General features: G+C 41.4%; 31 protein-coding genes. 10 read left to right on the top strand and 21 right to left on the bottom strand.

All coding sequences use genetic code 11. The annotated features are described in order from the left end of the window. Position 1: 1 nt before the first annotated feature. Entirely contained in the window at positions 2-1,192 is a 1,191-nt protein-coding gene (locus tag RM347_RS21650; RefSeq protein WP_322715767.1) for an RNA-guided endonuclease InsQ/TnpB family protein, read from the bottom strand. A 164-nt stretch (positions 1,193-1,356) separates the two neighbouring features. Here RM347_RS21650 and RM347_RS21645 point away from each other — a divergent pair, with 164 nt between their 5' ends. After that, complete coding sequence (locus RM347_RS21645; RefSeq protein ID WP_322715766.1) at positions 1,357-1,704, top strand: cupin domain-containing protein; 348 nt, start codon at positions 1,357-1,359, stop codon at positions 1,702-1,704. Between the two features lie 96 nt (positions 1,705-1,800). On the opposite strand, the gene RM347_RS21640 is transcribed toward RM347_RS21645, so the two are convergent. The 11 genes from RM347_RS21640 to RM347_RS21590 all read right to left on the bottom strand — a co-directional run bounded on the left by RM347_RS21640 (position 1,801) and on the right by RM347_RS21590 (position 13,327). Beyond that, on the bottom strand, positions 1,801-2,157 hold the full coding sequence (locus RM347_RS21640; protein WP_322715765.1) for a hypothetical protein: 357 nt from the start codon (positions 2,155-2,157) through the stop codon (positions 1,801-1,803). Positions 2,158-2,352: 195 nt separating this feature from the next. Continuing rightward, positions 2,353-2,835 carry a DUF4174 domain-containing protein gene (locus RM347_RS21635; protein WP_322715764.1) on the bottom strand — a complete coding sequence of 161 codons (483 nt, stop codon included), beginning with the start codon at positions 2,833-2,835 and terminating at the stop codon, positions 2,353-2,355. A 485-nt stretch (positions 2,836-3,320) separates the two neighbouring features. Continuing rightward, entirely contained in the window at positions 3,321-3,971 is a 651-nt protein-coding gene (gene folE, locus RM347_RS21630) for a GTP cyclohydrolase I FolE (protein ID WP_322715763.1), read from the bottom strand. Positions 3,972-5,557: 1,586 nt separating this feature from the next. After that, positions 5,558-7,285 (bottom strand): precorrin-3B C(17)-methyltransferase, encoded by a 1,728-nt coding sequence (cobJ, locus tag RM347_RS21625; protein ID WP_322715762.1) that lies wholly within the window; start codon positions 7,283-7,285, stop codon positions 5,558-5,560. 44 nt (positions 7,286-7,329) lie between these two features. Continuing rightward, positions 7,330-8,193 (bottom strand): hypothetical protein, encoded by an 864-nt coding sequence (locus tag RM347_RS21620; protein WP_322715761.1) that lies wholly within the window; start codon positions 8,191-8,193, stop codon positions 7,330-7,332. Between the two features lie 36 nt (positions 8,194-8,229). Continuing rightward, positions 8,230-9,435: a DNA methyltransferase gene (locus RM347_RS21615; RefSeq protein WP_322715760.1), complete on the bottom strand. Its 1,206-nt coding sequence runs from the start codon at positions 9,433-9,435 to the stop codon at positions 8,230-8,232. Between the two features lie 217 nt (positions 9,436-9,652). Further along, entirely contained in the window at positions 9,653-9,793 is a 141-nt protein-coding gene (locus RM347_RS21610; RefSeq protein WP_322715759.1) for a type II toxin-antitoxin system HicA family toxin, read from the bottom strand. Then, positions 9,783-10,004 carry a type II toxin-antitoxin system HicB family antitoxin gene (locus RM347_RS21605; RefSeq protein WP_322715758.1) on the bottom strand — a complete coding sequence of 74 codons (222 nt, stop codon included), beginning with the start codon at positions 10,002-10,004 and terminating at the stop codon, positions 9,783-9,785. The genes RM347_RS21610 and RM347_RS21605 overlap by 11 nt, the downstream gene beginning before the upstream one ends. 139 nt (positions 10,005-10,143) lie before the next feature. Continuing rightward, a complete protein-coding gene (locus RM347_RS21600; RefSeq protein WP_322715757.1) occupies positions 10,144-10,533 on the bottom strand; it encodes a hypothetical protein in 390 nt (129 codons plus the stop codon). A 211-nt stretch (positions 10,534-10,744) separates the two neighbouring features. Beyond that, positions 10,745-11,182: a hypothetical protein gene (locus RM347_RS21595; RefSeq protein WP_322715756.1), complete on the bottom strand. Its 438-nt coding sequence runs from the start codon at positions 11,180-11,182 to the stop codon at positions 10,745-10,747. A gap of 231 nt (positions 11,183-11,413) precedes the next feature. Further along, the gene (locus RM347_RS21590; protein ID WP_322715755.1) at positions 11,414-13,327 is read right to left on the bottom strand and encodes a transketolase C-terminal domain-containing protein; all 1,914 of its coding nucleotides are present in this window, start codon (positions 13,325-13,327) and stop codon (positions 11,414-11,416) included. A 289-nt stretch (positions 13,328-13,616) separates the two neighbouring features. Here RM347_RS21590 and RM347_RS21585 point away from each other — a divergent pair, with 289 nt between their 5' ends. The 4 genes from RM347_RS21585 (at position 13,617) to RM347_RS21570 (ending at position 16,175) form a co-directional block, all read left to right on the top strand. Next, positions 13,617-14,381, top strand: coding sequence for a DeoR/GlpR family DNA-binding transcription regulator (locus RM347_RS21585; protein ID WP_322715754.1), 765 nt, complete (start codon positions 13,617-13,619; stop codon positions 14,379-14,381). Beyond that, positions 14,368-14,619, top strand: coding sequence for a hypothetical protein (locus tag RM347_RS21580; protein ID WP_322715753.1), 252 nt, complete (start codon positions 14,368-14,370; stop codon positions 14,617-14,619). Before RM347_RS21585 ends, RM347_RS21580 begins: the two co-directional genes overlap by 14 nt. A 52-nt stretch (positions 14,620-14,671) precedes the next feature. After that, on the top strand, positions 14,672-15,169 hold the full coding sequence (locus tag RM347_RS21575; protein WP_322715752.1) for a hypothetical protein: 498 nt from the start codon (positions 14,672-14,674) through the stop codon (positions 15,167-15,169). A 148-nt stretch (positions 15,170-15,317) separates the two neighbouring features. Next, on the top strand, positions 15,318-16,175 hold the full coding sequence (locus RM347_RS21570) for a lysophospholipid acyltransferase family protein (protein WP_322715751.1): 858 nt from the start codon (positions 15,318-15,320) through the stop codon (positions 16,173-16,175). Between the two features lie 61 nt (positions 16,176-16,236). Here RM347_RS21570 and RM347_RS21565 read toward each other — a convergent pair whose 3' ends face one another. The 4 genes from RM347_RS21565 to RM347_RS21550 all read right to left on the bottom strand — a co-directional run bounded on the left by RM347_RS21565 (position 16,237) and on the right by RM347_RS21550 (position 18,469). Next, positions 16,237-16,497, bottom strand: coding sequence for a MoaD/ThiS family protein (locus tag RM347_RS21565; RefSeq protein WP_322715750.1), 261 nt, complete (start codon positions 16,495-16,497; stop codon positions 16,237-16,239). A 206-nt stretch (positions 16,498-16,703) separates the two neighbouring features. Further along, positions 16,704-16,994 (bottom strand): Asp-tRNA(Asn)/Glu-tRNA(Gln) amidotransferase subunit GatC, encoded by a 291-nt coding sequence (gene gatC, locus RM347_RS21560; RefSeq protein WP_322715749.1) that lies wholly within the window; start codon positions 16,992-16,994, stop codon positions 16,704-16,706. A gap of 119 nt (positions 16,995-17,113) precedes the next feature. Next, positions 17,114-17,635, bottom strand: coding sequence for a photosystem I assembly protein Ycf3 (locus tag RM347_RS21555; protein ID WP_322715748.1), 522 nt, complete (start codon positions 17,633-17,635; stop codon positions 17,114-17,116). 132 nt (positions 17,636-17,767) lie between these two features. Continuing rightward, positions 17,768-18,469 carry an SOS response-associated peptidase gene (locus RM347_RS21550; RefSeq protein WP_322715747.1) on the bottom strand — a complete coding sequence of 234 codons (702 nt, stop codon included), beginning with the start codon at positions 18,467-18,469 and terminating at the stop codon, positions 17,768-17,770. A 199-nt stretch (positions 18,470-18,668) separates the two neighbouring features. Here RM347_RS21550 and RM347_RS21545 point away from each other — a divergent pair, with 199 nt between their 5' ends. After that, positions 18,669-19,280: a glutathione S-transferase family protein gene (locus tag RM347_RS21545; protein WP_322715746.1), complete on the top strand. Its 612-nt coding sequence runs from the start codon at positions 18,669-18,671 to the stop codon at positions 19,278-19,280. Positions 19,281-19,402: 122 nt separating this feature from the next. Here RM347_RS21545 and RM347_RS21540 read toward each other — a convergent pair whose 3' ends face one another. The 5 genes from RM347_RS21540 to RM347_RS21520 form a co-directional block, all read right to left on the bottom strand. After that, complete coding sequence (locus RM347_RS21540) at positions 19,403-19,630, bottom strand: DUF167 domain-containing protein (RefSeq protein ID WP_190895654.1); 228 nt, start codon at positions 19,628-19,630, stop codon at positions 19,403-19,405. Beyond that, complete coding sequence (locus RM347_RS21535; protein ID WP_322715745.1) at positions 19,608-20,024, bottom strand: DUF2809 domain-containing protein; 417 nt, start codon at positions 20,022-20,024, stop codon at positions 19,608-19,610. Before RM347_RS21535 ends, RM347_RS21540 begins: the two co-directional genes overlap by 23 nt. Before the next feature lie 132 nt (positions 20,025-20,156). Next, positions 20,157-20,708: a DUF2231 domain-containing protein gene (locus tag RM347_RS21530; protein WP_322715744.1), complete on the bottom strand. Its 552-nt coding sequence runs from the start codon at positions 20,706-20,708 to the stop codon at positions 20,157-20,159. Positions 20,709-20,741: 33 nt separating this feature from the next. After that, on the bottom strand, positions 20,742-21,482 hold the full coding sequence (locus tag RM347_RS21525) for an LmeA family phospholipid-binding protein (protein WP_322715743.1): 741 nt from the start codon (positions 21,480-21,482) through the stop codon (positions 20,742-20,744). A 372-nt stretch (positions 21,483-21,854) separates the two neighbouring features. Continuing rightward, entirely contained in the window at positions 21,855-22,427 is a 573-nt protein-coding gene (locus tag RM347_RS21520) for a Uma2 family endonuclease (RefSeq protein ID WP_322715742.1), read from the bottom strand. Between the two features lie 168 nt (positions 22,428-22,595). On the opposite strand from RM347_RS21520, the gene RM347_RS21515 reads away from it, so the two are divergent. From RM347_RS21515 to RM347_RS21500, 4 genes are all read left to right on the top strand, one after another. Beyond that, complete coding sequence (locus tag RM347_RS21515) at positions 22,596-23,162, top strand: HD domain-containing protein (protein ID WP_322715741.1); 567 nt, start codon at positions 22,596-22,598, stop codon at positions 23,160-23,162. A 185-nt stretch (positions 23,163-23,347) separates the two neighbouring features. Then, entirely contained in the window at positions 23,348-23,884 is a 537-nt protein-coding gene (locus RM347_RS21510; protein ID WP_322715740.1) for a hypothetical protein, read from the top strand. Between the two features lie 625 nt (positions 23,885-24,509). Beyond that, positions 24,510-25,346 (top strand): CheR family methyltransferase, encoded by an 837-nt coding sequence (locus RM347_RS21505; protein ID WP_322715739.1) that lies wholly within the window; start codon positions 24,510-24,512, stop codon positions 25,344-25,346. Positions 25,347-25,544: 198 nt separating this feature from the next. Then, positions 25,545-26,324 (top strand): hypothetical protein, encoded by a 780-nt coding sequence (locus RM347_RS21500; RefSeq protein WP_322715738.1) that lies wholly within the window; start codon positions 25,545-25,547, stop codon positions 26,322-26,324. Positions 26,325-26,578: the final 254 nt, after the last annotated feature.

Genomic DNA, 26,578 nt, shown 5'->3' with positions numbered 1-26,578 from the left:
GCTAAATCGGAGTACCAATTGTAGCGGGAGCTTTATCCCAGATTTCGCCTGTCGCAAAGAGAGGCAATTGCCCTTCTAGTTGACAAGCAATCCCCGGAACTTCGGGCGAGTTTACAAAAGTCACCCCAAGAGCAGCAATAATATTGGCCGCGTTGATATCAGCATCATGTTCAAATCCGCAATGCCCACACTTAAAAACTTTTCCGTTGCGATACGACTTCCCTTTGATTGGGTGGATGTGATGGCAGCGCGAACAAGTTTGACTCGTATAGGCAGGTGGAACAAATACCACTGGAATACCAACAATATTGGCTTTGTATCCAACGAACAAACGCAGCTGATAAAACGCCCAATTATTAGTTCTACGACGCTCTACTTTGCTTCGTCGCTTTTGATTCAAAGACTCTCGAATGTTAGTCAAATCCTCAAAAGACAATGCCGCGTTCAATCGTTTTGCATCTTGAACAATCTGCTTGCTGATATTGTGATTCAACCATTCTTGAAACTTCCGCTCTCTCCCAGAAAGCCTTCTCAAAAGTCGTCTAGACGACCGAGTGCGTTTAGATTGAACGTTAGCCCTGACCTTACTGTATCGGTCACGAGTATTTTGAATCTGTTTACCACTCCACGATTTTCCCGTGGATGTGGTGGCGATATCGCGCCTGCCCAAGTCAACCCCAATCACTTTTGGGGTTTTACCAGTGGGCTGAGTCGGGATATTAACGACAAAGTTGATAAAATATTGCCCCTGTTTGGTTCTATTCAATGTTGCGCTAGTGGGGTTTTGCCCGCGCAGCAGTGCAATTTGATAACCACCAATGGACAATTTAAATTCAACTCGTCCACACATCAAAGTCACCCCTACCGATTGAACTTCTTCCTTATAAACAAAGGTGCGAACATCCAAACTGATAGAGGTGGGTCTAAATTTGTGGATTTGCTTAACAGCCTTAGCGTTACCAATAACTCTTCTGATAGCCTGACAAACATGGTTAGCTTTCAATCCAGTCGCTTCACGCACAGACTTATAAACCAAATGGTGAAGCTTAGTAGTATTCCAGCAATTCTCACGTTTTGCTACTTCCAAAATCTGATTACAAGCATCAGCAAACCCCTCCATCGTGCGGTCGATTTCGCCGACAAAGTTAGATGGAACTATAAGCTTGCATTTAACAGATATGGATTGAGTCATAATAGTATTGTAACTCATCCACTTAAATTATTAACGACAACTCGCTCACCCCGCGCATTGTCTGAACTACGTTCAAAGTTATTTGGGGGTGAAGCTCATTGCCGTTCCTCCATTCTTCTCACCGCCAACTGTTCCAGTGTGGCGGGAGTCTCCTGGAGGTTTAGATGATTACCACTTCCCTCAAAGACTTGCCAGAAGAGTCTGTTTCTCACAATGCCGAAATCAAGAAAAAGGTGATGCTACGCTTCGGCGATTTACCTCACCTGACTAACTTTTCTCAAGCGCGTTTTGCTCCTGGACAAACCGCACCAGCACACGCGCATCAAGATATGTGCGAAGTATTCTTTGTGGAAGCTGGTTTGGGAGTAATTCACATTGATGGTACAGAATACCCCCTGCTTCCAGGGAACTGCGTAGCGATAGAACCGGGAGAAGTACATGAAGTTGTCAATAGTGGCTCAACTGAGCTTGTTTTGACATACTTTGGTTTACGAGTCGAAAAATCAGCCTAATTATTTTGAATACAAGATACAGTGAGGGCACAACATTGTTATGCCCTCACCAAAGTTTGGGATGTTGCTTATAAACAAAGATAAATTTGTAAAATCCTAATATACCAAGGGTGTCGCGCCGCGCATCTGACGTAAAGAATTTATACAAGCAGGACAATCGCAGCCAAATAAGTTGATTGCCACATTGCTTTCTTCGTCATTGAATTCCAGCATGGGAGCATCTTCTTGAGAAAACTCTATTTCACGTTGATAATTAGGAATTTGAGCCAACACGGAAGCCCTTGCACATACTAAACCCGCTTTATGTTTATTACGTATACAAGATAGACGATCTGTGGTTTTGGCTTCTGGTTGTGGCTCCATAGCTTGCGCTTGATTAAGCATTACTCCCATAGAGAGAATAGAGCTAATCAGCACAGGAGACGAAAGCAAACTCAGTAGGAATTTGTTCATTAGTTTTTTTAGAAAACATCTCGATTGCTCAGATTATCCGATTAAATCTTACAGTGCAAGTCAACGTTTATCAGGAATGTCGCGAGTCATATCATCTCGTGCCTTCTCCCTTGTTTGTTGGTCAATCCCATAGCAAACCACGTGCTTTTCACAAGTTCCGCCTCTAGGTAATCTAGATGCTGCGCGATCTGAGATTCAATGCTCTTGCATTTCTTGCTGACGCATAGGCATAGCGTCAATTTCCTCAAAAATTGCTGTTGCCTGCACTGGTGTAGGATCACTGCGCTTAATTCCACCATCTTTGCCCACCAAAATCACGCGAAAATTTTCTTTGTCAACCCCAAACCGTTCGCGCAACTCGGCAGCAGAAGACTCATCTATTGGCTCTATATTGGCATAGCTTTCATCTGTTGCCAAAACCTGAACGAGAACTAAATCCCGATCTGCAAAACCGCTGTTATGCTCTTGCAATAGTTGCATTTGCTGTTGATAGGTATGGTTATCAACAGACGGTGCAAAGACTAGTAGCACGCGGTTTTTCCATTTTTGGGAACTGAGGTTAAATGAAGACATTTTGATGGCGTGATTAGTTGAACCTTGAACAATATCAGCTTTACTAACTGGCGACAGGACTATACACACTAATAAGTGAAGGGCAATTAATACTAAATTATTCATAATAATATTTTATCTGTTTTATATGCTCTAAAGCTATCATTACTTAACCCAAGTTTTCTCTATCTGTTGATGCTTTTTCTTGATATTTAGAAGTAGGTTGGTACGAATCACTCAAACTATAACAGGCTGATGGGTTATCAATATATAGTTTGAAAACACTAAAGATTGCCCCTCAAAACCCAAACAGTTTTGAGGAACAAAGGTCAGTTTGAATCTCAAGTTTAAAAATTATGGAGAGTCAAGTCTCTACATTTACGTCCGCCGAGGTTATTTAATAGACTTCTTGCAGAAGTCGGGAAAAGGGGAAAGGGAAAGGGTAAAGGTTTTGTATTTAAGCCTTCCCCTTTAACCTTTACCCTTTTCTCACAAGAGTGCAAAAAGCACTTTTGCAAGAGACTTCATGAGCTGCGCTCACAAGGAACAATGAAAATGTCTTTCCCTCCTGCCTCCTGCCTTCTGCCTTCTGCCTTATTTTCAAGGCAGTCTTAATGAAAATTAGAATTGTGCCGGATCAAATTCATAAATTCCTCACGAGTCCGCACATCTTCTGCAAAAACACCGCGCATTGCACTAGTAACAGTCCAAGAACCTGGTTTCTGCACACCACGCATCACCATACACATATGGGTTGCTTCTATTACCACTGCAACCCCTTGAGGTTTAAGTAATCCTTGTAAGGCGTCAGCAATTTGTACGGTTAGACGTTCTTGAACTTGTAAACGTCGTGCATACATTTCGCAAACACGGGCAATCTTAGATAATCCTATTACTTTGCCATTGGGAATGTAAGCAACATGAGCACGACCAATAATCGGCAGAATATGATGTTCACAGGAACTGAAAATATCGATGTCCCGAACCAATACCATTTCATTGGCATTTTCTGTAAATACTGCTCCGTTTAGCAGTTCATCCAAAGATTCATGATATCCTTTTGTGAGAAACTGTAAGGCTTTCATCACCCTTTTCGGAGTATCTTTTAGTCCTTCGCGGTCTGGATCTTCTCCTAATCCAATCAGCAAAGTACGCACAGCCTGCATCATTTGGGCTTCTGTTACAGTTTGCTGTTGCCCAGTCGCTAAAGATGACAGTACCTGATCGGCAGAAGTTAGATCGGGACGAATCGATAGAGTCATTTTGTGAGTTCTGTGGGAATGTTTGGTAAATTAGTCTGTTGTCAGATGTCGGTTGCGATTGACTTCTGGCTCGTAACCAAGTGTAACATAACTTTACACTTCTTAATTATTTAAAACATTTTGTCAGTTTAAAAACGACACAATGCCTAAAGAGCTTACTTTAGTTAATTACCTGTGTCCCTTTGTCTCAATATCAGCTTCAACCCGTGAAAATTAGCGTTCTTATAGTAATAGGCCCTTTTTGTCAATATATAACTACCTGAATTAGCCCTTTCTAGGTGACTCGTAAAATTTCTTGTTTTTCACAGCGTTCACCTTAGGGTAGCTGCTGCTCAGGCTTTTCTCTGTGCCTCTGTGGTTTAAAAGTAATTTATTTAACTGTATCTGTACAGAGATAAGAGGTTAAAGAGGAATTTATTGACTAAAATTTCTACCCACCTTGGAAGGGCTACTAATTGAATTTACCAGAAATTTTCCGGCGATCGCTTTCAACGTTCTCTCGCAAAATGAAACAGCATGAGAGTTTGCAAGAAGTCAATTTTTCAGTAACTTTCCACCATAAGTTATCTAATGTTAAATCTTTAGACAGAATTGTTACAGTTATGTTTATTATCTCTAGCTTTAATAATTTTTACTATTAGTAAATTATTAGAAAACTGAAAACTTTTAAATTATTACTTGGAAATTCAATTTTGCTGATCTACCTGTAATATAGTAAGACTTAAGCTTATAGCCACAGAAATTAGCTCCATCTAGTATGAAGCGATTCACTTTTGTATAAATAATGTCTAGCTCTGACAAATATAATATCAAGTCCGGTTAATCACTTATGATTACTGCATCTGTGTAAAAATCGGAAAAGCCTCTGTCCTCCTGCTCCCGTTCGGCTGACGCTCACGACGAAGCCTGCTCCCTGCTTCCAGCAATAACTGCGGTCTAAATGATAAGTCTTTACCCGAAGACGATATAATTTGTAGCGGTTTTGAATCTAATTGGTTCTGAATTATAGCTTATGAATTGTTCTTCAATTAATAGGTCGATTTTAAACTCTCAATCACCTATAAATGTAAAAAAGTCCGCTTTCACGGACTTGTATAAGGGCTTCTGTCACTTTTCTCGGCTACAATCATGTATGAATCATGATGTTTTTATTGTTGATTATTAGTTCAAAAAAAGCAAGCTTTTTAAATTATTTTAATAGACATAAATACTGGAATTATATCTTTTTCGCGAAATGTTCAGCAATTTTTATAGAGAATGATATCATCATATTTTTTCTTGTGATTCTAGATAACAGCAGTTTAAAATAACACGATTTTACTAACTTATAGAATTATTTCGGGACAAAATACAGATATATATGTCTTTTAAAACTTCAGTATTTACAAGATTTTTACATTAAAAAGGTAAAGGTGGTCAGGTATAACCGCCCCAGGAATGAATTCCCAATCCTGGGGTTTTTTTATGCGATCGCTTAGAGCTTAAAAAAGTGGATTTAAAAAAGTGTCTATCCTACCTCCCCAGCAACAGAGAAGTTTTGCCTTGTGTTTCATCCACATTTCTGAGTTATTTCTTTACAGCGCCGATTATGCCTGCTGTTCGGTATAGCGACGCGGCGTATAAACCCAGATAGTACCATCGCTGCGCTTGATGGTTCGGGTTTTTGTGGAACCGACGAGAATAATTGTCCGCATATCAGCAGTTGCTGGTGTTAACTGGTCAAGTGCGATCGCTTTCACTGTCTGTCCTGGTCTACCGAGATTCCGTGCCAACACTACTGGGGTATCCGGTGTTCTATGTCGCAGCAAAATATTTCTCGCTTCTGCCAGTTGCCAGGTACGCTCTTTGGAAACAGGATTGTAGAAAGCAATGACGAAATCAGCCTCAGCAGCAGCGGCAATTCGTTGTTCGATCGCAGACCAAGGCTTCAAAATGTCAGAGAGGGAAATAGCACAGAAATCATGTCCAAGAGGCGCACCAATGGCTGCTGCTGCTGCCTGCATAGCGGAGATGCCTGGTGCTACATGAATGTCAATACTTTCCCATTCAGGTTTAGCATAGCGATCGCATACCTCAAAAACCGCTGTTGCCATTGCATAGATACCGGGGTCGCCAGATGAAACTACAGCTACATATCGCCCAGATGCTGCCAAATCAAGGGCCATCATTGCCCGTGCTTCTTCTTCGCGGTTGTCAGACTCATGCCGTTGCTTGCCATCAGCCAGAGAACCAACTAAATCTAAATAGGTTTTGTAACCCACTAGGTCAGTTGCCGACTTGAGTATCTCCTTCACTTCTTTTGACATCCACTCTTGACCACCAGGGCCAGTGCCAATAATCGCTAACCGTCCGCGTGGCTGACCGATGGTGTTGGGGTCAATTGGTTGGGGGGCAATGGCGATCGCAATGTAGGGAGATGGAGATAAAGGGGATGTGCCTGTAGCTGCGATCGCTGCCGCTTGGGCGGGGCTATAACCTTGCGAAAGTAGACTTTCTAACTGATTTGGGGTGAAAAAACGGGCAGGCACTTCCAAGGCGCTAGCTACGGCATGGATTGTTGGATCGGCAGCGACGCTGATGGGTGCAAATATCCCGGCGACTGATGCGCTTTCTAGTTTGGCATCAGCTAGTAGCTGTTGTACGAAAGCGACTGCATCATCAATAGTGCCACTAATTGCGATCGCAATGGTTGCTGGGTGGTAGACAAGACAGTTGGCTGTAGGAGTCACCAAACGTTCCGTAACTTGGATGGTCAAATCTCCCTTTGGGTCTATGGGTAGTTTACTATCGCTCAACCAAGGTGCTGTTCCTTCTAGCTTGACTTGCGCCCCGGCTAGCAAATCTGAGATAAATTTCTTAGCATCGTCTGGGTTCGCTAAATGGTATCCAGGGGGAGGAGACAACAGTGTTGTGCCCAAACGTAAATCGCCTGTGGTCGTAATTGCAGGTTTGACATCAAGGGCTTCGGCAATGCAGCGTGCCAAATCGTTTACCCCACCAAGTCCGCCTAAGAGGGGGACAACAGCGCTACCATCTTCAGCCACCGCTAGCACTGGTGGTTCCTGTCGTTTATCCGAGAGTACCGGAGCTAGCGTCCTAATTAAAATGCCGGCGGCACAAATGCCAATCAGCGGTGTTCCCTGGACAAATAACTCGCGCAGCGTCTCGCCAAAATTCGTGAAACTGACATCAACCCCAGATGTGCGACCCACTAGACCGTATAGCGTCGCCCCTGGTAGAACGCTGATTATTTTGCGTGCTACTGTCACGCTATTTTGACCTAGTACTACAATGGCGGGTGCAACGTTCATCATCACTTAATTACGAATTACGGATTACGAATTATTTAATTAGCACTTTAAATAAATGTTCTTAGAAATTTGAGTGCTTCAATTTTATTGTTAAATATGGCGTGAATTAAGTCACCATTATTATAGCGAATATCAATTTCGTATTTCAATGCTGGGGCAAATGTGGGTTGATTATCTGGATAATTATGAATATATTCAATAGCATTTTCAACAGTGGCAGTTTGTTGAGATAGCCCATGTAGGACAATGACATTTACCTGTTGGACTAGTCTAGCAAATGACTGCTCTAAGGTATTGATAAATTTATCTATCTGGAATTTTTCAAGACTTAGCATTTGATTCTTGATGTTAGTAATATCCTGCGCTGATAATTTTTTCCATTGCTCAATCTTATTTTTAAAGTCTGCTTCTAGCGTACTTTCGTTGAAAGATGCATTTATACCAACAGATGTAAATGATTTAACAATGTTTTCATACTTAAGATAAAGAATTTTAAAGCCCTTAGATTCTAATTGGTCAAGCGCTCCTTGAGTAAACACACCAGCTAGAATAGCTCCTAAAAATGGGTTAAGGTGACTATAGGTGTCTGCCAGAGGAATAAGCGCCCCTTCAATTTCTTGAACCTTGTTTCTAGAATGCTTGGTATAACGCCGCCAGGCAGTCTCAATAAATGCTACTGGAAGACCAAGAGTATCTTCTGTACCTCCTCGTTCCAATACATAATCAAGGTCATGATAGTTACCGTAGCGATCCTGCCATGATACCTTTTTAGTGATTCGTGCCTTGCGCTTTCTCTGAGAGTCTAAGTAAAAACCATGCTCATCAGCCACTTGTTGAAGTGTCTCACGAATAAATTCTTGGATGAAATGCCCTAAAATCTGACCCCATTTATGTGAAAACGACTCTGCCATTACATTTGTGCAAAAATAATTTGTGTTGTGATTACCCTATCCGTAAACCCACAAACAACCTTCGCAAAGAGGAACTCTATGCTTGCGATTTTTCCACTTCACATTTCGGTCACGAATTTTCTCAAAATTAAAAGATTCAAATCCTGCTGCTTGTGCTAATAAACCCATCCATTCAATCACCGGAATATAAACACCATAAGGAGCAGAATCGCCAATCATAAAGCAAACTGTTGCAGGACTTTTGCATACTCTGCGAAGCGCTATCCAAACTCTAGCCATATCCAGAAAATAGCAGGCAATCATCAAATGATAATTCTTTTTACCTCCATGTAAATGTCGTTCTTGGGACAATTTGTGACAGGTTTCAATAATACTAGCTTTGATTGGATATAGTTCATGAGATGCTAGAACTTCATCGAGGTTTACATTCTTATTGGTTACATGCTGCGAACATGAACGAATTAAGTATTGCCTCACTGCACTTTGTAAATCACCCCAACCGGAAATTTCTTTCATAAAACACATTTCTAGACGTGTAGCATCTGCATAGTCATAGTTGTTAGCATACGGTGGTGATGTGATTACTAAGTTGGCAAAATTATCAGGTACACCCTGGCAAGTCCGAGCATCAGATTGAATAAGTGTAGCAACAGAAGCCGCCATTTTTCCTGCAATTCTCATATCTGTAGCTATACTCTCTGCCATTAGCCCAAAAGCAGACATTACATCTAAAGAATATTGTTTCTTTTTATTTGGTAAAATGTACTGCCAAGGTGCAGTTCCAGCATGAGAAACATGACGAAGAATTGATACAAGTGTTAACCAAACTAACTGAGATTCAGATGAATCATCAGCAAGTTTTTCCCAAGATTGGCGCAATCTATCTAGAGACTCAAGTGAAGATATACTAAAGCATTCATGAATCAGTTTTGGGTATGTATCTACACAGGGTTGAACGTTTTCGGCACGTTTTATAACTTTTTCTATATGTTCAAGATAAGCTTCAGCATCAGTTTGATATAAAAGTTTAGCTCTTGCTATACGCACAACAAAGGGATGAGCCTCAATTCCCAAACATTCAACTCCAAGCTTTTCAGATGCAAGTAAGGTTGTACCAGAACCAGAGAATGGATCTAAGACAGTAATTTCTCCTTGTTCTTTAGCTTGGGTAATTATAGTTTCGACCCATTGTGCAGAGAAACCTGCACTAAATCTAAACCAGCGATGAACTGGCAATTTCATGTTATTAATGAATGTAGATGAACTGTCGAAGGATTTAGAAGTGCAAGAATAAAATTTCTGAGATGGCAATTTTAATTGTTGATTCATGTGGATAGTTATTATTGTTTATGAAGCGATCGCTTCATAATAAATTGGGAAAATGCGGCTTTGCAATACTAGTACACAGTATTTATTGCAGTTGGTTAAAATCTTTCTCTGTAATAAATACCCAACTACTTTAGATTTTCATAAAATGCATAGGAATTGTGGTTGCTCGTCCATCTGGATGTTGCCAACGAGCATGACTGCCTTTGTGTCGCACTTTTTCAAAACCGAGTTTGGGCGCCACTCGTTCTAATTCACTGGCTTTAGCTGGCATTTGCAATTACCAGTTCAACGTCTTCGGGTAAAAAACGTCCTTGTTCTTCGTATTCTTCCTGAATCATTTCAAAAACATAGACAAGTTCAGCACGGGCTTCATCTGGCGTTTGTCCCCAAGCATGACAACCCGAAATCGCTGGTACATAGGCGACAAATGTACCATTGTTATCGGGACGGATAACAGTAGTGTAGTCTTGTAAAGACTTCATAGGGATAGCCGCAAGTTTAAGTTACACCTTCAGTTTACAGCGATCGCATTCTCTCAAAAAAGGCGATCGCTTCTTAAACTGGGGATTGGGACTCCAACCAAATCTCGAAAGAATTTCTTCCCCAGCCCCCAATCCCAATTCAATTAGCTTTACGCTCTTTCAGCACTTGATCTAGCAAGTTTCTAGCAGGTTGTGCTTTAGCCAACGCTACCTGATGGTCATTATAAGCACGAACAAGACGAGAAAGACTGCTCACACCTGCCTTGAGTTGCTCAAGCTCTTCACCAGCAACCAGTTCTCCATCAAGCATCCGCCCAATCAACGGTTTGATGTCGCCCACTTCCTGCCGAACTTTTTGGAGCTTTTCTAGGGTACTCAGTAAAGTTTTTAGTGAGTTCAATATATCGTCAATATCCTGGGCATCCTCTACTGGCTCAGGCGAATCTTCAATTGTTACCGTATCTTTGTCTGAAACTGTAGACAATTCCTCTACAGACGTTTCACTTGTAACCCCGTTTGACCGTGCCATCAACGCTTCCTCAAGGAATTTTCCTCAGTGTATCGCTAATTTTAAGTTGGCAAAGATAGTATTGTTATAATTCGTTAAATAATTACTTGTACAAATTCAACTGTACGTAAAAATAATTGGTCAAAGACTTATTCAGCCATAAATGCCTATCAAACAATACATTTGTGTCAGATGCAAAGCACTCACGCCATTTTCTAGAATCATTTGTACATTATTTACAGTGTTGCTGGAGAAGAGATACAGCTATATCAAAACTATTAGGTTGAGTTTGGACTGCATAAGCTTCTCTTTCCAAATCTTGCCTGTGGACATCGGTATATCGCATAAAAAATGGTCGGGCATAATTGATAGGCTGAATATTTAAACCTAAAGTTTTTATTTTCCCTTTTCCCGCACATACTTGTGCAGCATGAACAGCTTCGTGAATTAGGGTCTGAGTACCAATGTGTAGCTCAAAAACTACCGGATTAATCCAAATTTTTTTGTGAGCCTCTTCTAATAACCCATAGGCTCCTCGCTTTGGTGGTAACTCAATTATTACCTTAAATCCAAAATTTTCTAATTTATTTTTTAAATCGAGAAATTTTTGTTCAGGGGTGGATACTTGAGAAAGTAACAATAAAGAATTTAACAGAAAAGTTTCTATCATTACACTTTATAAAAATGTTGGTTGAAGACTCCGAAGTTTAATCCTAAAAACCCAAAATTTTTTAGGATTAAACGTTTTTTATGGTGCTTCTAATTTGAATAAGGTACACGGGTAGGGGCGCACATCTGTGCGCCCCTAGGAGGATCTATGTTAATCTGTGGTTAATTTTTTTCTGTACCTTACCTGTGCGAAAACTGCCAAAAGTCGGGCATGAAAAGCATAGAAGGAGATTTATTTAACTAAATCCTTCACCTTGTTTATAATACTCACTGGATCAATGCCTTGGTGCGGAAATTGTTCCCACAAACCGCCGCAACCTTCTTTATGAGTGCCAAGATGCGCGTATTTGGGAGTAAACCCACGTTCTAACAGCCAGCTACCAAAACGGCTGCCCAATCCAGTTCGACGATTAAAGGATTCCACCACAAGTGCAAAAGGAGCATTACCGATTTTCACCATCATCTCTTCATCAATAACATTCAGGGTTGGTTTATTGATCAAACCTACATCCAGCCCTTCTTGCTGAAGACGCTCGACGGCATCGAGGGCACGATACAGAGCTTCACCAAAGCTGATGATATAGCCTTGCGTTCCTTCTCGAATCACCTCATCTTTGCCTGGGACAAATCTATAGTCGCTACCAAAAAGATCATTACCGTTTTTGTCAAGAATGTTAGGTACTTTAGAACGGGTGGAGAAAATGAACCGCAGTCCCGGATCAAAAAACACAGCTTCTACACAGGCTTTCATTTGATTAACATCAGATGGAAAGTAAAGACGTGTTTCGTAACCATCATCCAACCCATTGTCAGCGAACATATTGTTCAAACCGAAGTGGCAGGTGTTATCTGCCATGTCATCGATACCTGCATGAGAAAAGTGGCAAAGTACATTGGAGTAGTTTAGCCGCGCCATCGTAATCTCTGAGATACACATTTCCAAGAAAGCGCTAAAGGTTGCGAAAATACCTTGCTTTCCTGGTTCCATCCCAAATCCAGCAGCAGCAGAAAAGTTTCCCCGCTCCATAATGCCAGAGGAGATAAAAATTTCAGGGTATGCATCGTGAATCTTCTTCAAACCACAGGAGCCTTCAAGATCGCTATCGATGACTCTGATGTTTTGCTTACGCTCTGCTTCACTAATGCGACTTAAGACACCAACCACAGCATCACCGAACACATTGCGGTTAGCATCCCATTTATTACTGGAGCCAAGAAAAGTGTAGGTTTGTTTTGGTTTTTGAATGCTCTTGATGTATTCGACAGCAGCAGTTTGTTGGCGCGATTCGAGATATTGAATTGCTAGCTCTACGGAAATCACATCATGACCGTGAGTAGAACCTTCTAACCCTTTAATCCCAGGACACATGGGGCGTTTATTGATAATGGCAATTGGCCCAGGAGTAGTTACAGCTTCGCAAATACGACGGTATAGGTCGTCTAAGTCTTCCCCATCTCCTTCGAGTACCTTCAACCCATGACCTTCTAAGGTTTTGGCAACGGTAAAACCGGGTAAATATTTTGAAGGATGTCCTGCGATTGTCACATCATTATCGTCAATGATTAGCTTGACATTAAGATGTTGAGCGACAGCCAAGCGAGCAGCTTCAGCGTCATTGCCTTCCTGCTGGGAACCATCGGAACCAAGACAGAAAAGAACTTTACCCGGATTTGCGATCGCCACACCATTAACGTAAGGCCACACATGCCCTAATCGTCCAGAACTAAACTTTACACCAGGAGTTAGCCCCAGTTCTGGGTGTCCTGGTAAACCGGAGTGTGCTTCACGATAGTGTAAGAGTTGCTCACTTGGTAAGTCACCATGTAAAGCTGCCATCAGATACTGAGTTGCAACTCGATGTCCTGCTTCATCAAAGAAAATCGGCACAAATTGATCCGATGCTGCCCGAAACAAGGCATCAAGTATAATCACCTCTGGTACTGTGTCATAAGGACCCCCAGTGTGACCGCCAACTCCTCTAGCAGCTCCGGTGGCTGTAAAAAAGACGATCGCATCACGGCACAGTTGAATATTTGTTTTTAAGCTCTCTCGTTGCTCCAGGGTAAGAGTTGCATTCGCTGGATTAAGAACCAAAGGCTTGTAAGCACTCAAATCAATTGGAAACTGAGTTTTAGTAACAGTCATAAATTATTCCTTGGATTTAAATCGATTTAGACAGAACAACAGCATTTGCAAACTTCGGAAAAAGCTATATCAGAAATTCGGGCAATAGTAATCTAACCCCTTTTTATCAACAAAGCAGGCTGTGAAAATTCATTGAAAAGGCAGCTAAGATTGTTAAATCTTGCTTGCGTGAATGTGCTTGAATTTATTTAAATGTGCTCAGAAATATGCAGAAACCTGCACACCTATGAGTATAAACTCACAAACGTGCAATTTCAAGATCAAATACGCAACTTCAGGAAAATAAATTATGCTAACTGCGGAGCGACGACAATTCATCTTGGAAATTCTGCGTCGTGACAAAAAGGTGCTGTCATCAGAACTCAGCGCTGTTCTAAAGGTTTCTGAGGATACGATTCGTCGGGATCTGCGAGAACTAGCTGAATCCGGTTTATTGCAGCGCGTTCATGGGGGGGCACTTCTGGCTTCTCCAGCTCTTGCTAGTTATGCAGATCGCCAAAAGCAAGCACCGAAAGAAAAAGAAGCGATCGCTCGTGCAGCTGCAAAATTAGTCTGTACAGGGCAGGTGGTGATTTTAGATGGAGGTACGACAACACTCCAAGTAGCTCGTCATTTACCTTTGGATTTGCAAGCGACAATTGTCACCAATAGCCCCCCGATTGCGATCGCCTTGGCAGAACATCGCCATGTTGAAGTTGTAATGTTGGGTGGACAACTCTACAAAAAAGCCTTGGTAAACGTTGGTGCTACTACAGTTGAGGCATTACGGATGATTCGTGCAGATTTGTGCATGTTGGGGGTGTGTAGTCTACATCCAGAATTTGGGATTAGTGTACAGAACTTGGATGAAGTGCATGTCAAACGAGCGATGATTGCTGGAGCAGCGGAGGTCGTTGGATTAGCTACAGAGGAGAAGTTAGATACTGCTGCTCCTTATGTTGTGCAGTCAATTCATGCACTAACTTACCTTGTAACGGCACCGACTGTATCCGATCGGATGCTAACTTCTTACAAAGCTTTAGGTTTGACGATTATCCGTGATGAGTCGGCTTGAACTGATTACTGGGTCGTCATTTCGTCCAGATACTTTGGTCGGCGATGGAACGCACCTCGATCTGTGCAGGCAGGATTTTATCCTCATAGGAACGATCAGCCACAGTTTGCAATCCGCGGATAGCATCATCCGCAGCGTTGAGCGAGGTATTCAGTGGCAATCGCGTAAACCTGAGCATAGGCGTCTGGATTTGCGATCGCCCAGTCCCCAATTCAATCTAATCTTTGATAATAGCTAAGTGTAAAAACGTAGTATCCTAAATATTGGTATCTAAAAATAAGTCCAAAATCATGAGGAGAAACCCCATAGGATTATTACTTAGCGGAGTGATTGTCAGCTTCGGACTGTCATCATTGTTAGCTCAAGCACAACAACAGGTTTCTGATGCTCAAGTTGCGGCGATGGTAGAAGCGCTGCGACTGGCTGCACCGCAGACGGGTATCGCAAATGATGGACTTTATAGTGAATGGCAAGTCAAACCAGAAACCTTAAAAGGCTGGTCGAAAAACTGTCTCAAAAAAGAATTAACACCAACGCAGTTTGAAAACAGCCCCGCGACGGCACGTCAAGTAGTGTCCTGCATCACGCGCCGTGAGTTAAACAAGCAGTTTCTCGCCACCAATAATAATGAAACCGCTGCTGTGCGTGGCGTCGGTTGTTGGTGGATGACTGGCAGCTATACAGGCTGCAACACCGGATTTACTGCTGCATATCTTCAAAAAGTTGTGGGTTTTTACCAGCAACAGCGTTCAAAACCAGCAACCACTCCATCCTCATTACCAAATTAGTTGCTGCGATGTGACAATGATTATGCGATCGCAATTAAGGGAAATCAACCCTGACAGCATTGCTTAGTTCAATATAATACGACGTATTCAACACCAACAGTTCGATATAGGATTGTTTGACCTTTGCTAATCCTGTTAAAATGCATCGATGTCAAAAAAGCAACATCTCTTAAACAAAAAACTTGGTTGGTCTTTGGATGAGCGAGATCCAAAGTTCATAGAATCTCTGATGCCCTTGTTTGGCTTTTTGTATCACCACTATTTCCGAGTTCAAACTAGTGGCTGGGAAAATATTCCACCCCAAAAAAAAGTCTTATTTGTCGGTTCGCACAATGGGGGACTCGCGGCACCCGATATGGCAATGATGATGTACGACTGGTTCCGACGATTTGGTGTCGAGCAACCCGTTTATGGTTTGATGCATCCCAAGGCTTGGCAGGTTAGCCCGCCACTAGCGCAACTGGTCGCCAAGGCTGGAGCTATCATCGCCCATCCGAAAATGGCTTACACTGCCTTGCGCTCTGGAGCTAGTGTGTTAGTTTATCCAGGTGGAGCGGAAGATGTCTTTCGACCGCATTATTTACGTGACAAAATCTGCTTTGCGGGGCGGCAAGGATTTATCAAGTTAGCTTTACGGGAAAATGTGCCGATTGTGCCTGTGATTTCTTGGGGTGCTCACGATACGCTGATTGTGCTCGCTGATTTCTACAAAATTGTGCAGCAACTCCATGAATGGGGGATGCCTTGGTTGTTGGGGATTGATCCGGAAGTTTTTCCGATCTATTTAGGACTGCCTTGGGGATTAGCAATTGGCCCATTGCCCAATATTCCATTACCTGTCCCCATGTATACGCGGGTTTGTCCGCCAATTGTATTTGAACGCTACGGTAGAGAAGCAGCCAGCGATCGCCACTATGTCAATGAATGCTATGAATTAGTTGTTAGTCAGATGCAGCAAGAGTTAGATAACTTAGTAAAGCTAACTGCTAAGACTAATTCTCTTTGAGTAGTTATGAGTTAAAAGTTTTGAATCTTCAACTCATCACTTATAACTTATAACTGTTTTGCTAGCCGCCGCTAACTGGTGGAATTAACACAACTTCATCCCCATCTTGTAAAAGGGTATCTGGTTCGACAAATATTAGATTAATCCCAAAACGGGTGAGATCGCGCCATTGGGAGAGTTCAGGGTGTTCAGCTATGAGGCGATCGCATACTGCTTTGACTGGCATACTATTGGGAAATTCCAGCACCAGTTCCGAAACCTTAAAGGCCTCTTGATAAGCAGCGAACAACTTGACGGTAACAGTGATTGCAGATTTAGACATACAACATGCTTTAGCAGTACCAGCAAGCGGTTTAAGACTTGACAAGCACCCTGAACTCTTGGGGTTAATTATACATTACTAACTGCATGATTTCATCTCATATCCAGATAATTGGTTATGATTTCCACAGTTATTGCACCCCAAATGCCAGTTGCTTCTACTTCCCAAAGCAATCAATAATTATCTTCCTAGTCAAAAGCTATTGACTATTCAGCATTGAGAATTTTGGGGACTTTGAAAAATTCGCCTTCCTGTTCCGGTGCACTGTTGAGAATGCTTTCCCGGTCAGGATAGGGTTGCAATTCATCCTCTCGTGTAATATTGCTGACATCAATTGCCCGTGTTGTTGGGGGAACATTGCTGACATCAAGTTCATTCAGCTGTTCGATATAGTCAAGAATACTTCCTAACTGGGTAGTGAATTGTTCTTCTTCTTCTGGAGTCAATTCTAAACGAGCAAGATTAGCTACTCTGTGAACTTGTTCTTGGTCAATCATATTTTTTTTGTTAGGAGACGCGATTAATCGCGTCTGTACAAGAGGTAGGAGAGACGTGATTAATCACGTCTGTACAAGAGTTAGGAGTGAATGATTCATAATTCCTAACTCTTCGACTTTTAGAAGAATACGTCAATTTGCGATCGCCCGGTGGTTTTCAGCCAGTTTTGAGCTTCAATGTAGTTATTGGGAGCCATACGAATAGCTCGAATCCAATAGTCTGCTGCTTGGTCAAATAGGGCTTCACCAGCCTCGTTATCTCCAGATTCTTTCTCCTTTTCGCCTTGGTAGTGATAAATCACGGCGATGTTGTTTAAAGCTTGGGGTAGGCGTGGGTTTAACTCAATTGCCTGGTGATACAGTTCTAAAGCTTTGTTGTGGTCACCGTTGCTGGCATAGATTAGCCCCATATTGTAGAGAATATAGCCGCGATCGTTGGTATCTTCTTCTAGTGTTAGAGCTTCTTCATAATATTCCAATGCTTCAGCATATTCACCTTCTGCTTGGGCTGACATGCCATCTCGATAATAAACAAACGCTTCTTTAGCTTTTTTGTTGGTTGGCAGGATCTTCAGAATGATATCCGCCATCACTGTAAAGGATTTGTCAACAAAATTATCGTTCTTTTGTGTTCTTGGCATAGTTGTCTCTGGGGAATGGGGAACTCGGGGCCCCCTCTGGGGATAAGGGGCAATGGGGAAGAAGCAAGGGAGCAGGGAGCAAGGGAGAAGAGTTTTCCCCTCTACCTCCCCAATCCCCTAGATGCTCAATAGCTAATTTAACTGATTTGCGGTGGCATTCTTTTCACTGAGTGGGATGATACACTCTGGACTATTATGCCGAGAGTTGTTTACCAAGGTGCTAACTGGATACGCAGTCATTGCTGGCGCTGGATAGGGACGCAATAGCAGCTGTAGGGTTTGGGGCCTTTGCACTTGGGAATCTAGCCATAAATCGTAATCTTTTGGCTCTAGAATCACTGGCATCCGCTCGTGGATAGGTTGGAGTAATTCGTTAGCTGCCGTTGTCAAAATTGTACAAGAGATTATTTCTTCGTTAGCAGGCGATCGCCATTTCTCCCACAAACCTGCAAAGCCGAAGGGTTGCCCATCTTGCAGGCGAAAATAAAATGGCTGCTTTTTGCCTTGTTGCCGTTGCCACTCATAAAAGCCATCAGCTAGCACTAAACAGCGTCGATGCTTAAAAGCCGAACGAAAAGCGGGTTTTTCGGCAACAGTTTCTGCCCTAGCGTTAATCAGCTTTGCCCCCATTCCTGCATCTTTTGCCCATGACGGAATTAATCCCCAATGCAACTGCTTAAATTCTCGCTTTTCGCTTTCGGGATTTTGTAACACTGTTGCCACCATTTGCGTAGGGGCAATGTTATATTCGGCTGCTAAATCTGGAACTGGCTCCACATGGAAAACTTCAGATATTCCTGCTGCTGACTGGTTTAGAGTAAATCTTCCACACATATTTTCATTCTCGACCACTAACTAAATTAAACATCTCAATCTAAAAATAAATAATACTTTTTTTTATTTTTTCAGATAATTTTATCTAGTACGTCAGGATGCTAAATATAAAAAAAATATCCGGTTTTGGGAAAATCTTTTGGTAAAATATTGTATTTTAAACCTTCACTTATCAACATATTCCTAACTGTATTTTAACATGGAACTACTGCGTTTGTACGATTTTTTACCTTCTGGCAATGGTTATAAGATACGTCTTTTATTGACACAACTAGGTATGCCTTTTGAGAGGATAGAGCTTAACATCTTGAAAGGCGAGACTCGAACACCAGAATTTTTAAGTAAAAATCCCAATGGGAAGATACCCGTTCTGGAAATCGAGCCAGGGAAATACTTGGCAGAATCAAATGCCATATTGGTATATCTGAGTGAAGGTACAGAGTTTTTACCCTATGACCGCTTTTTACGAGCGCAAGTGCTGCAATGGTTATGTTTTGAACAATATAGCCATGAGCCTTTTATTGCTACATCAAGATTTTGGATTTCTATTTTAGGTAAAGCTGAAGAATATAGTGAAGCTATCAAGCAAAAGCTTGAACCAGGTTATGCAGCACTTAGCCTGATGGATAAACACTTAACTTCTCACACTTTTTTTGTAGGGGAGCGTTACACGATCGCTGATATCGCCTTGTTCGCTTATACTCATGTAGCTGATGAAGGTGGGTTTGATTTGACACAATTTCCTGCTATCCAAGCTTGGATAAAAAGAGTCAAAGCTCAACCAAGGTATATCAGTATTACACAAGCATAAAAAGCCGATTTTGCGAGTTTGTGTCTCTCGTTTCTTGGCTCTGGTAGAGAATGTATTGGGTGGGACATCGCCTCACATTCAGGAGGAGGCAGAGTCTTTAAAAAGATGTTATTAAGCAGCAACTAGATATCTGTATCGATTTCTATCAGCTTTTGCCGAGAGGACAAACCTGACTTAATTCTAATATCAGATTTGGCTACATCAAATTTCTTTGCTAGTAGTTTAATTAATTCTTCATTAGCCTTACCATCAACTGGAGGCGATTTTAAATATACAGTCAAACTGCCATCAGGTTGTTCTTCAATTTTTTGCTGTTTTGAATTAGGTTTAACCTTGACTTTTTTTTGCATAACCTATTTTATGTAATTGTCGCAGCCACAACCAACCTAAAACACAACCCAATGCATAATGAGGAAAATCCCACCAAACAAAGGTAGTACCAAGTAACAATTTTCCTATCAAGGTAGTGCGAATCTCCTCTAATAGTGGCGGATGCCAAAGTTGCAAGAATTCTAGTATACAGGTGATAATAAAAACCCATATAGGAATTTGGATTATTGCCGCCCGACTTCTGAAAAACCAAAATCCAAACAGACACCAAAATATTTCGTAAAGTACATCTCCTCCATAGTCATTAAACCAGCGATCGGCAGGCCCAGTATAATACTTAAAGAAAAGGCCCATCGGTACAACGATGAGCGCAGAAATAATAATAAATATTTTTTGATTACGATCTTGGAGCATTTTGTCAAGGCTAAACACTAACGAAAATTTTAGCCTCTCCATAGTCGTTTCTCAATAATTCGTAATATTGAATGTTAATTACAAATTACGTAGCTTGCTTCTCGCCGGAGGCGAGTATTACGAATTATTTGGTTATGGATATCTTCTGCTACCAGCGCCCACTACACCGATTTTGTGGCGATAGGAAAGTTCGGCACCGAACCAGCCGGAAATACTAGTTAGTGTACCGACAATAAGCGAGAGTAACAGTCCCCAAGGTACTATTCGTGACTCAGCGTCGCCCCAACGCAGGAGAAAGTTGACGAGTGATAAAACTAGGATAGCAACGTTAAGTATTAAATGTGCCCAACCGGCGGTACGCTTACGGACTCGTTCAATTTTCAAAAAGTCGCTCAAACCGATCGCAGCAGCGAGTAACCCTCCAGCTAATCCGAGTCCGATTAACCATAGCGAAGCCCTAGCCCAAAAGAAATCACGAGTTAACCAGTAGCCGATATCGCTTCCCAAAGCGGCGGCTAAAAAGGCGATGGGAAAGATCACACTCAACGGGTGTAGGGGATGTCCTGCGATCGCAACTGTACTAGGTACGCCGCTATCACGATACTCACTGTCGTTACTTTCAATAACTGGTGGAATATTTGGGAAAGGCGTTGAACTTGTTTGCGTTGTGTCTGTAGTTTCCATTATTAGTATCCTGAATTTATTAGCGTCTTATTTTTAAGCAGCAGGAATCTGTTCAACATAAGCTTCAGCTTCTAAGGTTAGTTTGCCTACTTCTATTTTTAGTTGGTTAACTTGTAGACTCATTCCTTCTAAATCGAAGTTACTCAAATTCAGAATCTCGCTAGTTTTATCTATCAAAGCTTTTGTCAATTCTGGCGATATTTCTCCACTCTCGCCATACTCGACATTTTCCAGAGTAACAGTTTTTCCATTGCCGCTGATCCTGGGGACTGCCGAAAAAGCAACTTGCTGATTTTCACCAGTTTCTACTAATTTTATGCTGGCATTTAGTGCTACTTTCCCATCGCCAGGTAGTCGAAAGTCTACATGTTGAGGTTCAATAGTCGTCAGTTGCCCGTTAATGTGGATTTTTTGGCTTTGCAGTTGCGATCGCACATATTCTGAGTTGAAGGCGCGATTAATATCAGTCTCAGTTAACACAACCTGTGCATTAGCTTCAGTAGGTTTAGTTAGTTCAATTTTACCGAAAGCTACACTCAGAGGATTAATGGCAACATTAGTCATTTGCATGTCAAATTCCTCCATGCGGAGGTCTTTCTGCATAACCATACCTTCACCTTCAATGGTGACAGAATCCACCTCTCCCTGCACTAGTTTCAGCGGGTCTGTTTTGATGTCTATATCTAAATTTTCTACTTCATCTAATTGGCTAGATAATCCTATTTCTGCGGCTTTATTTAGCGCCTGCTCTCCTAACCCAGGATTGTCTGGCATTATTAAATTAACTCCTATAAGTAGCATATCCTTGAGTTAATTTAATAATTTATCATCAAAATCTTATCTATCTGGCGATGGAATATAGGTTTAAATATTGTCTATCTAAAAGTAGAATTACATTTTTTCTCTAATAAAAAGTTTTGCTTTTCTACCCATAAGCTTTCAGGTGCAGATGTAGAGCGGCTTATCGTCAAATATCGTTCAAAAGAAAGATGGTATCTTGATAATTTAGTCGTTATGCTACTTCTTATAATGAATGCTACACCAAAACCCACTTAAGAAAAAACCTTGTAGCGTAGTCTTAAACAAATAGATTTTTTGGTTGGTGCATCCTTGGATCGAATTAATATAAAATATGGTCAATTAATTTTATAATAATTTTCTTAAAGGCAAGGAAAAACCAGGCACAACATCTTCACCGCTTAATACTGCTGTAGCTGGATATTGAGTAATTGAACCATCCCGGCGATAAACTAAAGCTTGTTTATTTTTACTATCAATTAACCATGCTAATTGAACACCATTACTAATATATTCTTCCATCTTGGCTTTAAGTTTTGCCAAACTATCGTTTTTAGAACGAATTTCAATTACAAAGTCGGGTGCTAAATTAATAAATTTGTCTTCTTCATCCCAACCTTCTGGCAAACGTCCTTTAGCTACAAAAGCAGCATCAGGTGCTCTGACAGCAGTATTTGCTAATCTAAAACCTGTACTTGAACTAAAAACTTCACCTAAATCCTGACTTTCTACCCAATTCAACAAATAGGCTCCTGCTTTTATTTCTCGATTACCAGAAATTCCACCAGTTGGGGGCATAGTTTCTAACGTTCCATTAGCATTGCGTTCAAACCGCAGTTCTGGGTTTTGCGAACTCATCAGCATTAATTCTTCATCAGTGACAGTATACAAAGACTGCACCGTTATTTTTTCGCTGGTCATGATGATCCCATAGCAAGCTTGATAGATATCTCAATTTTAGGCTGAGATTCAATTACTTCTGTACCCCTCTCCTGCTCTGCGTTCTCTGTCTCTGGAACAGTTTGTTATAAAATTGACATTAACACCAAGGCAATATCTGACTACAAGCTGTTTTATTCCTTCAAAACAATGCTCTCAGAACGCTTTACCACAGCGCTTACCTACGCCACCCAACTGCACGCCAACCAAGTTCGTAAAGGTTCAGGTGTTCCCTATATTGCCCATTTATTAGGTGTTGCCAGTATTGCTTTAGAATACGGGGCAAATGAAGATGAAGCGATCGCAGCCCTCTTACACGATGCGATCGAAGACCAAGGTGGGGTTACAACACGGGAAGAAATTCGCCGCCGCTTTGGTAACAATGTAACGGCAATTGTAGATGGTTGTACTGACGCTGATACAACTCCAAAACCACCCTGGCGACAGCGCAAGGAGGCATACATTGCTCATATTCCTACCGCTTCCCCATCAGTTTTGCTAGTGTCATTAGCGGATAAACTTTACAACGCCCAGTCTATTCTCAAAGATTATCGCGTTTTGGGCGAATCACTTTGGGAACGTTTTCAAGGGCGTAAAGAAGGTACTCTTTGGTATTATCGAGAGCTTGTGGATGCTTTCAGGAAGACTGGAACCACTGTAATCATTGAGGAATTAGAACGGGTCGTTGCACAAATTGAGGTATTAGCATCTAAATAAAAAACTTTATTTACCTAGAAGTAGATAAAAGATTCATGGGAACTAGACAAATAGCTTTTTTACAGAGACGATATAGTCATATCTCTCACAAATAAATTTTGGCTTTTAGGTTCTCTCTCTAGATAAAAAATCTTTCTCTCGGTAGATAGGTGTACTTAAAATATTATGGCTGCTATGTTACCAATATGACGATAGTAAGACAAAACACCCTAAATACAACCGTAAGTTCTTCAGTAAATCCTCCAGAAAACTTAGCAGAAAAGTATATTGAAGCAGAGCGTATGCATGATGTTCTACTTTTACTGCAAAACTTGATTAACAGTGAAGAAGCCACTGTTAAACTAATTCTGGATTGTCTCTATGATGTTGGTTCAGTCAATCTGATCAATCAAAAGCTTCGCTCGAAGCCTCTAAACAGGGTGATGAAATTAATTGCCCGAATGTCCAAACCAGTTTTTAGAACCTTAGCTTTAAATTGGTTTAAAAAGAACTGTCCCCAACTGATTACTAATTGGCTACATACCCAGGTCTCTTTTGGAAATCCACTAAATACACCCCAACAAGTAGCGATCGAAGTTACACAGTTGCAACCATATCCCATACCACAGACAGAAAGTCTGAGCCAAGAGATTAAAAATCTGCGCTACCAAGTCAGATGGCTAGCTGGAATTTCAATAATAGCGATCGCTGTTTTAGGAGTAACAGCCACTTGGTTAAACTGAAACCCATAAGTAGCACCGCGATCAAATTTAATAGATCCAGCAAGCTATTTTCAGCGTAAAATCTACGTGGATTTTCCAGCAATCCTAAATTGTTCGTGAACATTTTCTCTATTTCTTTTTTCTGGTGTCTCTGCTGCGCCTAGCTTGCTTCTTTGCAGGAGTATCTGTACTTTGTGTAGTTGCAGTGCCTTTGCTGCGCGTCGCTTACTTAAGTGATTTATGATTAAAAAAAAGACCTCTGTTGACGAGTTTCGACTACTTCGACTCCTTTCGACTTCTCTACGAGACGCTACGCGTTAGCGGAGCTTTCGCTTTAGCGATACGCTCAAGGCAAGTCGCTCAGTACAAGTTCGCTCAACTCTCGACTTATCTGTAGGAGTACGCGAGATATTTTCATTATTTTTTGTTTATGACCTATCTGGGATTGTTGTATGAGCAAATAATTATTAATTGATCATCTCTAATTGATGCTAGAGAGCAAGTAAATTTATTTATGAAAATTACCCAAAAACCAGCATCATTATTTCAAAAAGCCCATTCATAACTGGGTTAATAATTACGATTTAGGAATTACGAATTAAGTTAGCGCAGCGTTAGCGACGCAGGAGCGTCATTACGAATTATTATGCCTCTGCCTAAACCGATCTTGGAGGACATCGAAATACATCTGCTTTTGGAAGGAGTGTATCAGTACTACGGTTATGACTTTCGCAATTATGCTCTTTCCTCACTCAAGCGCCGTATTCAGAGCTTCATGCACTTAGAGGGGTTAGCAAATGTTTCTGCATTGCAAGAGCAGCTACTACACAACCGTGGCTATTTAGAACGATTTTTGCTTGCTCTGACAGTGAATGTAACCTCAATGTTTCGCGATCCCAGCTTTTATAACACCTTCAGAAATCAAGTTATCCCCTTCTTGCAAACCTATCCATTTATTCGCATCTGGCACGCTGGATGCTCTACTGGCGAAGAAGTCTACTCAATGGCAATTTTACTCCAAGAAGAAGGACTTTATCACCGTTGCCGCATATATGCCACTGATACGAACGAGAAGGTATTACAAAATGCCAAAAGTGGTATTTTTTCCCTGAAAATGATGCAGGAATATACTCAGCTTTATCTAAAAGCAGGCGGCAAGAAGTCTTTCTCAGAATATTATACAGCAGCTTATGATAATGCTATCTTTCGAGCATCCCTAAGAGAAAACGTTGTTTTTGCCCAGCATAATTTAGCAACTGACAGTTCTTTTAATGAGTTTAATGTCATCCTTTGTCGTAACGTCCTCATATATTTCAATCAGGTACTTCAAAAGCGGGTACATGAACTGTTTTATAATAGCCTTTGCACCTTTGGTATCTTAGGTTTAGGAAAACAAGAATCTATCAGGTTCACCCCTTATGAGCAGTACTATGAAGAGATAATCAAAGGTGAGAAAATATATAAGAAAATTGCAGGTGGCTGAAGAGAATGCTCTGGTGGGGAACACAGATAGCAGGGGAGTAGGGGAGCAGAGGGGAAATAACCAGTACCCCAAAAACTATGAATAAATTACGTTTGCTGTCAAAAGACAGGCTGTCAAACATTTTTAATTGTGTTCAGAAGATAGACTTAGCGATCGCTTAAGGTAAATTACACATTAAAGTCTTAAAGGAGATTGTCGATGCAACTTCTCGAATGTCCTCCTGTTGCAGTCATTGCTGGAGAAAATGCGGTTCATGTTTCTCAACTACCTTCTACGTGGCAAGACATTGCTAGAGGAAGCACGAGTGTCGGACTTTCCCATCCCCAGAGTTATGTTGAGATGGCACAGTTGTTCCTATACAAATTAGAACATGGTGATGTTGACTTATTTAGCGATCGCCCCCAGCTAGCTCACTTAATACCGTCATTCTCCCAGCTATTTGCACAACTGGCATGGGAAACCCTTGACTTTTTTGGGCAAGACTTTCTCAAACACAACTATCCCAACTTTGCAGAAATTCTCCGTGATGTGGAGTCAAAAGGAATCGATGGCGCTGATGAAGTAAAAGTGGCTCGCATTGGCATAGATTTGTTTAATGAGTTTGGTTATGAGCTACCTGCCAGCTTTTATCATGTGCATTTAGCACCAATTTACCGCGATCATGTTTTTGAAGAACGTGCCTTACGATTTGACCCCCGCGATATCGAACATAAACGTTCTTGGGATGCCATACTCCATGCAGGTAAGGTGTTTGCTATCCAGATGAAGGTGCAAAGTATTGCTTCCAAATATGGTTTTACTTATCAACATGGCTGCGGTTGCAACTCTCACCTATCTTCTATTGATGTATCTCGTGGGGCGTTTGAATATGAATTGAGTCCCGAAAAGCGTCAGCGATGGATTCGCAGTTTCATCTGGACTGCCTGGTATGAGTATGCCTTCTTTGCGATCGTACCCAATACGAGTTATTTAGTTTAACGCCTCCCGCCTTGAAGCCTTTTTACTAATTCGTAATTCGTAATTTTGGGGTTTGAATTGTAAAACTGTAGGGTGGAATGTCACTTACTTAACCTAGATTTAGATCCCCGACTTCTTGAAGAAATCGGGGATCTGGGCAGCAACTTTTGCTTAAGATTAAGTACCATTCCACTGTAGTGGCGTGGCAAGGCTAAAATAGTGCAATATAAAATTTGTATTTTTCCTAAAAAATAAGGTTTTACCACAATTATCTA

The organism is Nostoc sp. ChiQUE02, assembly GCF_034531305.2.
Lineage (GTDB): Bacteria > Cyanobacteriota > Cyanobacteriia > Cyanobacteriales > Nostocaceae > Nostoc.
The sequence above is the reverse complement of the archived record's forward strand: the minus strand, read 5'-3'. Positions and strand labels throughout refer to the sequence as shown.

What these genes read in the sequence shown, in the direction of transcription:
- RM347_RS21650 (WP_322715767.1), bottom strand. Translation starts at nt 1,192, where the DNA reads ATGACTCAATCCATATCTGTTAAATGCAAGCTTATAGTTCCATCTAAC.
- RM347_RS21645 (WP_322715766.1), top strand. Translation starts at nt 1,357, where the DNA reads ATGATTACCACTTCCCTCAAAGACTTGCCAGAAGAGTCTGTTTCTCAC.
- RM347_RS21640 (WP_322715765.1), bottom strand. Translation starts at nt 2,157, where the DNA reads ATGAACAAATTCCTACTGAGTTTGCTTTCGTCTCCTGTGCTGATTAGC.
- RM347_RS21635 (WP_322715764.1), bottom strand. Translation starts at nt 2,835, where the DNA reads ATGAATAATTTAGTATTAATTGCCCTTCACTTATTAGTGTGTATAGTC.
- folE (WP_322715763.1), bottom strand. Translation starts at nt 3,971, where the DNA reads ATGACTCTATCGATTCGTCCCGATCTAACTTCTGCCGATCAGGTACTG.
- cobJ (WP_322715762.1), bottom strand. Translation starts at nt 7,285, where the DNA reads ATGATGAACGTTGCACCCGCCATTGTAGTACTAGGTCAAAATAGCGTG.
- RM347_RS21620 (WP_322715761.1), bottom strand. Translation starts at nt 8,193, where the DNA reads ATGGCAGAGTCGTTTTCACATAAATGGGGTCAGATTTTAGGGCATTTC.
- RM347_RS21615 (WP_322715760.1), bottom strand. Translation starts at nt 9,435, where the DNA reads ATGAAATTGCCAGTTCATCGCTGGTTTAGATTTAGTGCAGGTTTCTCT.
- RM347_RS21610 (WP_322715759.1), bottom strand. Translation starts at nt 9,793, where the DNA reads ATGCCAGCTAAAGCCAGTGAATTAGAACGAGTGGCGCCCAAACTCGGT.
- RM347_RS21605 (WP_322715758.1), bottom strand. Translation starts at nt 10,004, where the DNA reads ATGAAGTCTTTACAAGACTACACTACTGTTATCCGTCCCGATAACAAT.
- RM347_RS21600 (WP_322715757.1), bottom strand. Translation starts at nt 10,533, where the DNA reads ATGGCACGGTCAAACGGGGTTACAAGTGAAACGTCTGTAGAGGAATTG.
- RM347_RS21595 (WP_322715756.1), bottom strand. Translation starts at nt 11,182, where the DNA reads ATGATAGAAACTTTTCTGTTAAATTCTTTATTGTTACTTTCTCAAGTA.
- RM347_RS21590 (WP_322715755.1), bottom strand. Translation starts at nt 13,327, where the DNA reads ATGACTGTTACTAAAACTCAGTTTCCAATTGATTTGAGTGCTTACAAG.
- RM347_RS21585 (WP_322715754.1), top strand. Translation starts at nt 13,617, where the DNA reads ATGCTAACTGCGGAGCGACGACAATTCATCTTGGAAATTCTGCGTCGT.
- RM347_RS21580 (WP_322715753.1), top strand. Translation starts at nt 14,368, where the DNA reads ATGAGTCGGCTTGAACTGATTACTGGGTCGTCATTTCGTCCAGATACT.
- RM347_RS21575 (WP_322715752.1), top strand. Translation starts at nt 14,672, where the DNA reads ATGAGGAGAAACCCCATAGGATTATTACTTAGCGGAGTGATTGTCAGC.
- RM347_RS21570 (WP_322715751.1), top strand. Translation starts at nt 15,318, where the DNA reads ATGTCAAAAAAGCAACATCTCTTAAACAAAAAACTTGGTTGGTCTTTG.
- RM347_RS21565 (WP_322715750.1), bottom strand. Translation starts at nt 16,497, where the DNA reads ATGTCTAAATCTGCAATCACTGTTACCGTCAAGTTGTTCGCTGCTTAT.
- gatC (WP_322715749.1), bottom strand. Translation starts at nt 16,994, where the DNA reads ATGATTGACCAAGAACAAGTTCACAGAGTAGCTAATCTTGCTCGTTTA.
- RM347_RS21555 (WP_322715748.1), bottom strand. Translation starts at nt 17,635, where the DNA reads ATGCCAAGAACACAAAAGAACGATAATTTTGTTGACAAATCCTTTACA.
- RM347_RS21550 (WP_322715747.1), bottom strand. Translation starts at nt 18,469, where the DNA reads ATGTGTGGAAGATTTACTCTAAACCAGTCAGCAGCAGGAATATCTGAA.
- RM347_RS21545 (WP_322715746.1), top strand. Translation starts at nt 18,669, where the DNA reads ATGGAACTACTGCGTTTGTACGATTTTTTACCTTCTGGCAATGGTTAT.
- RM347_RS21540 (WP_190895654.1), bottom strand. Translation starts at nt 19,630, where the DNA reads ATGCAAAAAAAAGTCAAGGTTAAACCTAATTCAAAACAGCAAAAAATT.
- RM347_RS21535 (WP_322715745.1), bottom strand. Translation starts at nt 20,024, where the DNA reads ATGCTCCAAGATCGTAATCAAAAAATATTTATTATTATTTCTGCGCTC.
- RM347_RS21530 (WP_322715744.1), bottom strand. Translation starts at nt 20,708, where the DNA reads ATGGAAACTACAGACACAACGCAAACAAGTTCAACGCCTTTCCCAAAT.
- RM347_RS21525 (WP_322715743.1), bottom strand. Translation starts at nt 21,482, where the DNA reads ATGCCAGACAATCCTGGGTTAGGAGAGCAGGCGCTAAATAAAGCCGCA.
- RM347_RS21520 (WP_322715742.1), bottom strand. Translation starts at nt 22,427, where the DNA reads ATGACCAGCGAAAAAATAACGGTGCAGTCTTTGTATACTGTCACTGAT.
- RM347_RS21515 (WP_322715741.1), top strand. Translation starts at nt 22,596, where the DNA reads ATGCTCTCAGAACGCTTTACCACAGCGCTTACCTACGCCACCCAACTG.
- RM347_RS21510 (WP_322715740.1), top strand. Translation starts at nt 23,348, where the DNA reads ATGACGATAGTAAGACAAAACACCCTAAATACAACCGTAAGTTCTTCA.
- RM347_RS21505 (WP_322715739.1), top strand. Translation starts at nt 24,510, where the DNA reads ATGCCTCTGCCTAAACCGATCTTGGAGGACATCGAAATACATCTGCTT.
- RM347_RS21500 (WP_322715738.1), top strand. Translation starts at nt 25,545, where the DNA reads ATGCAACTTCTCGAATGTCCTCCTGTTGCAGTCATTGCTGGAGAAAAT.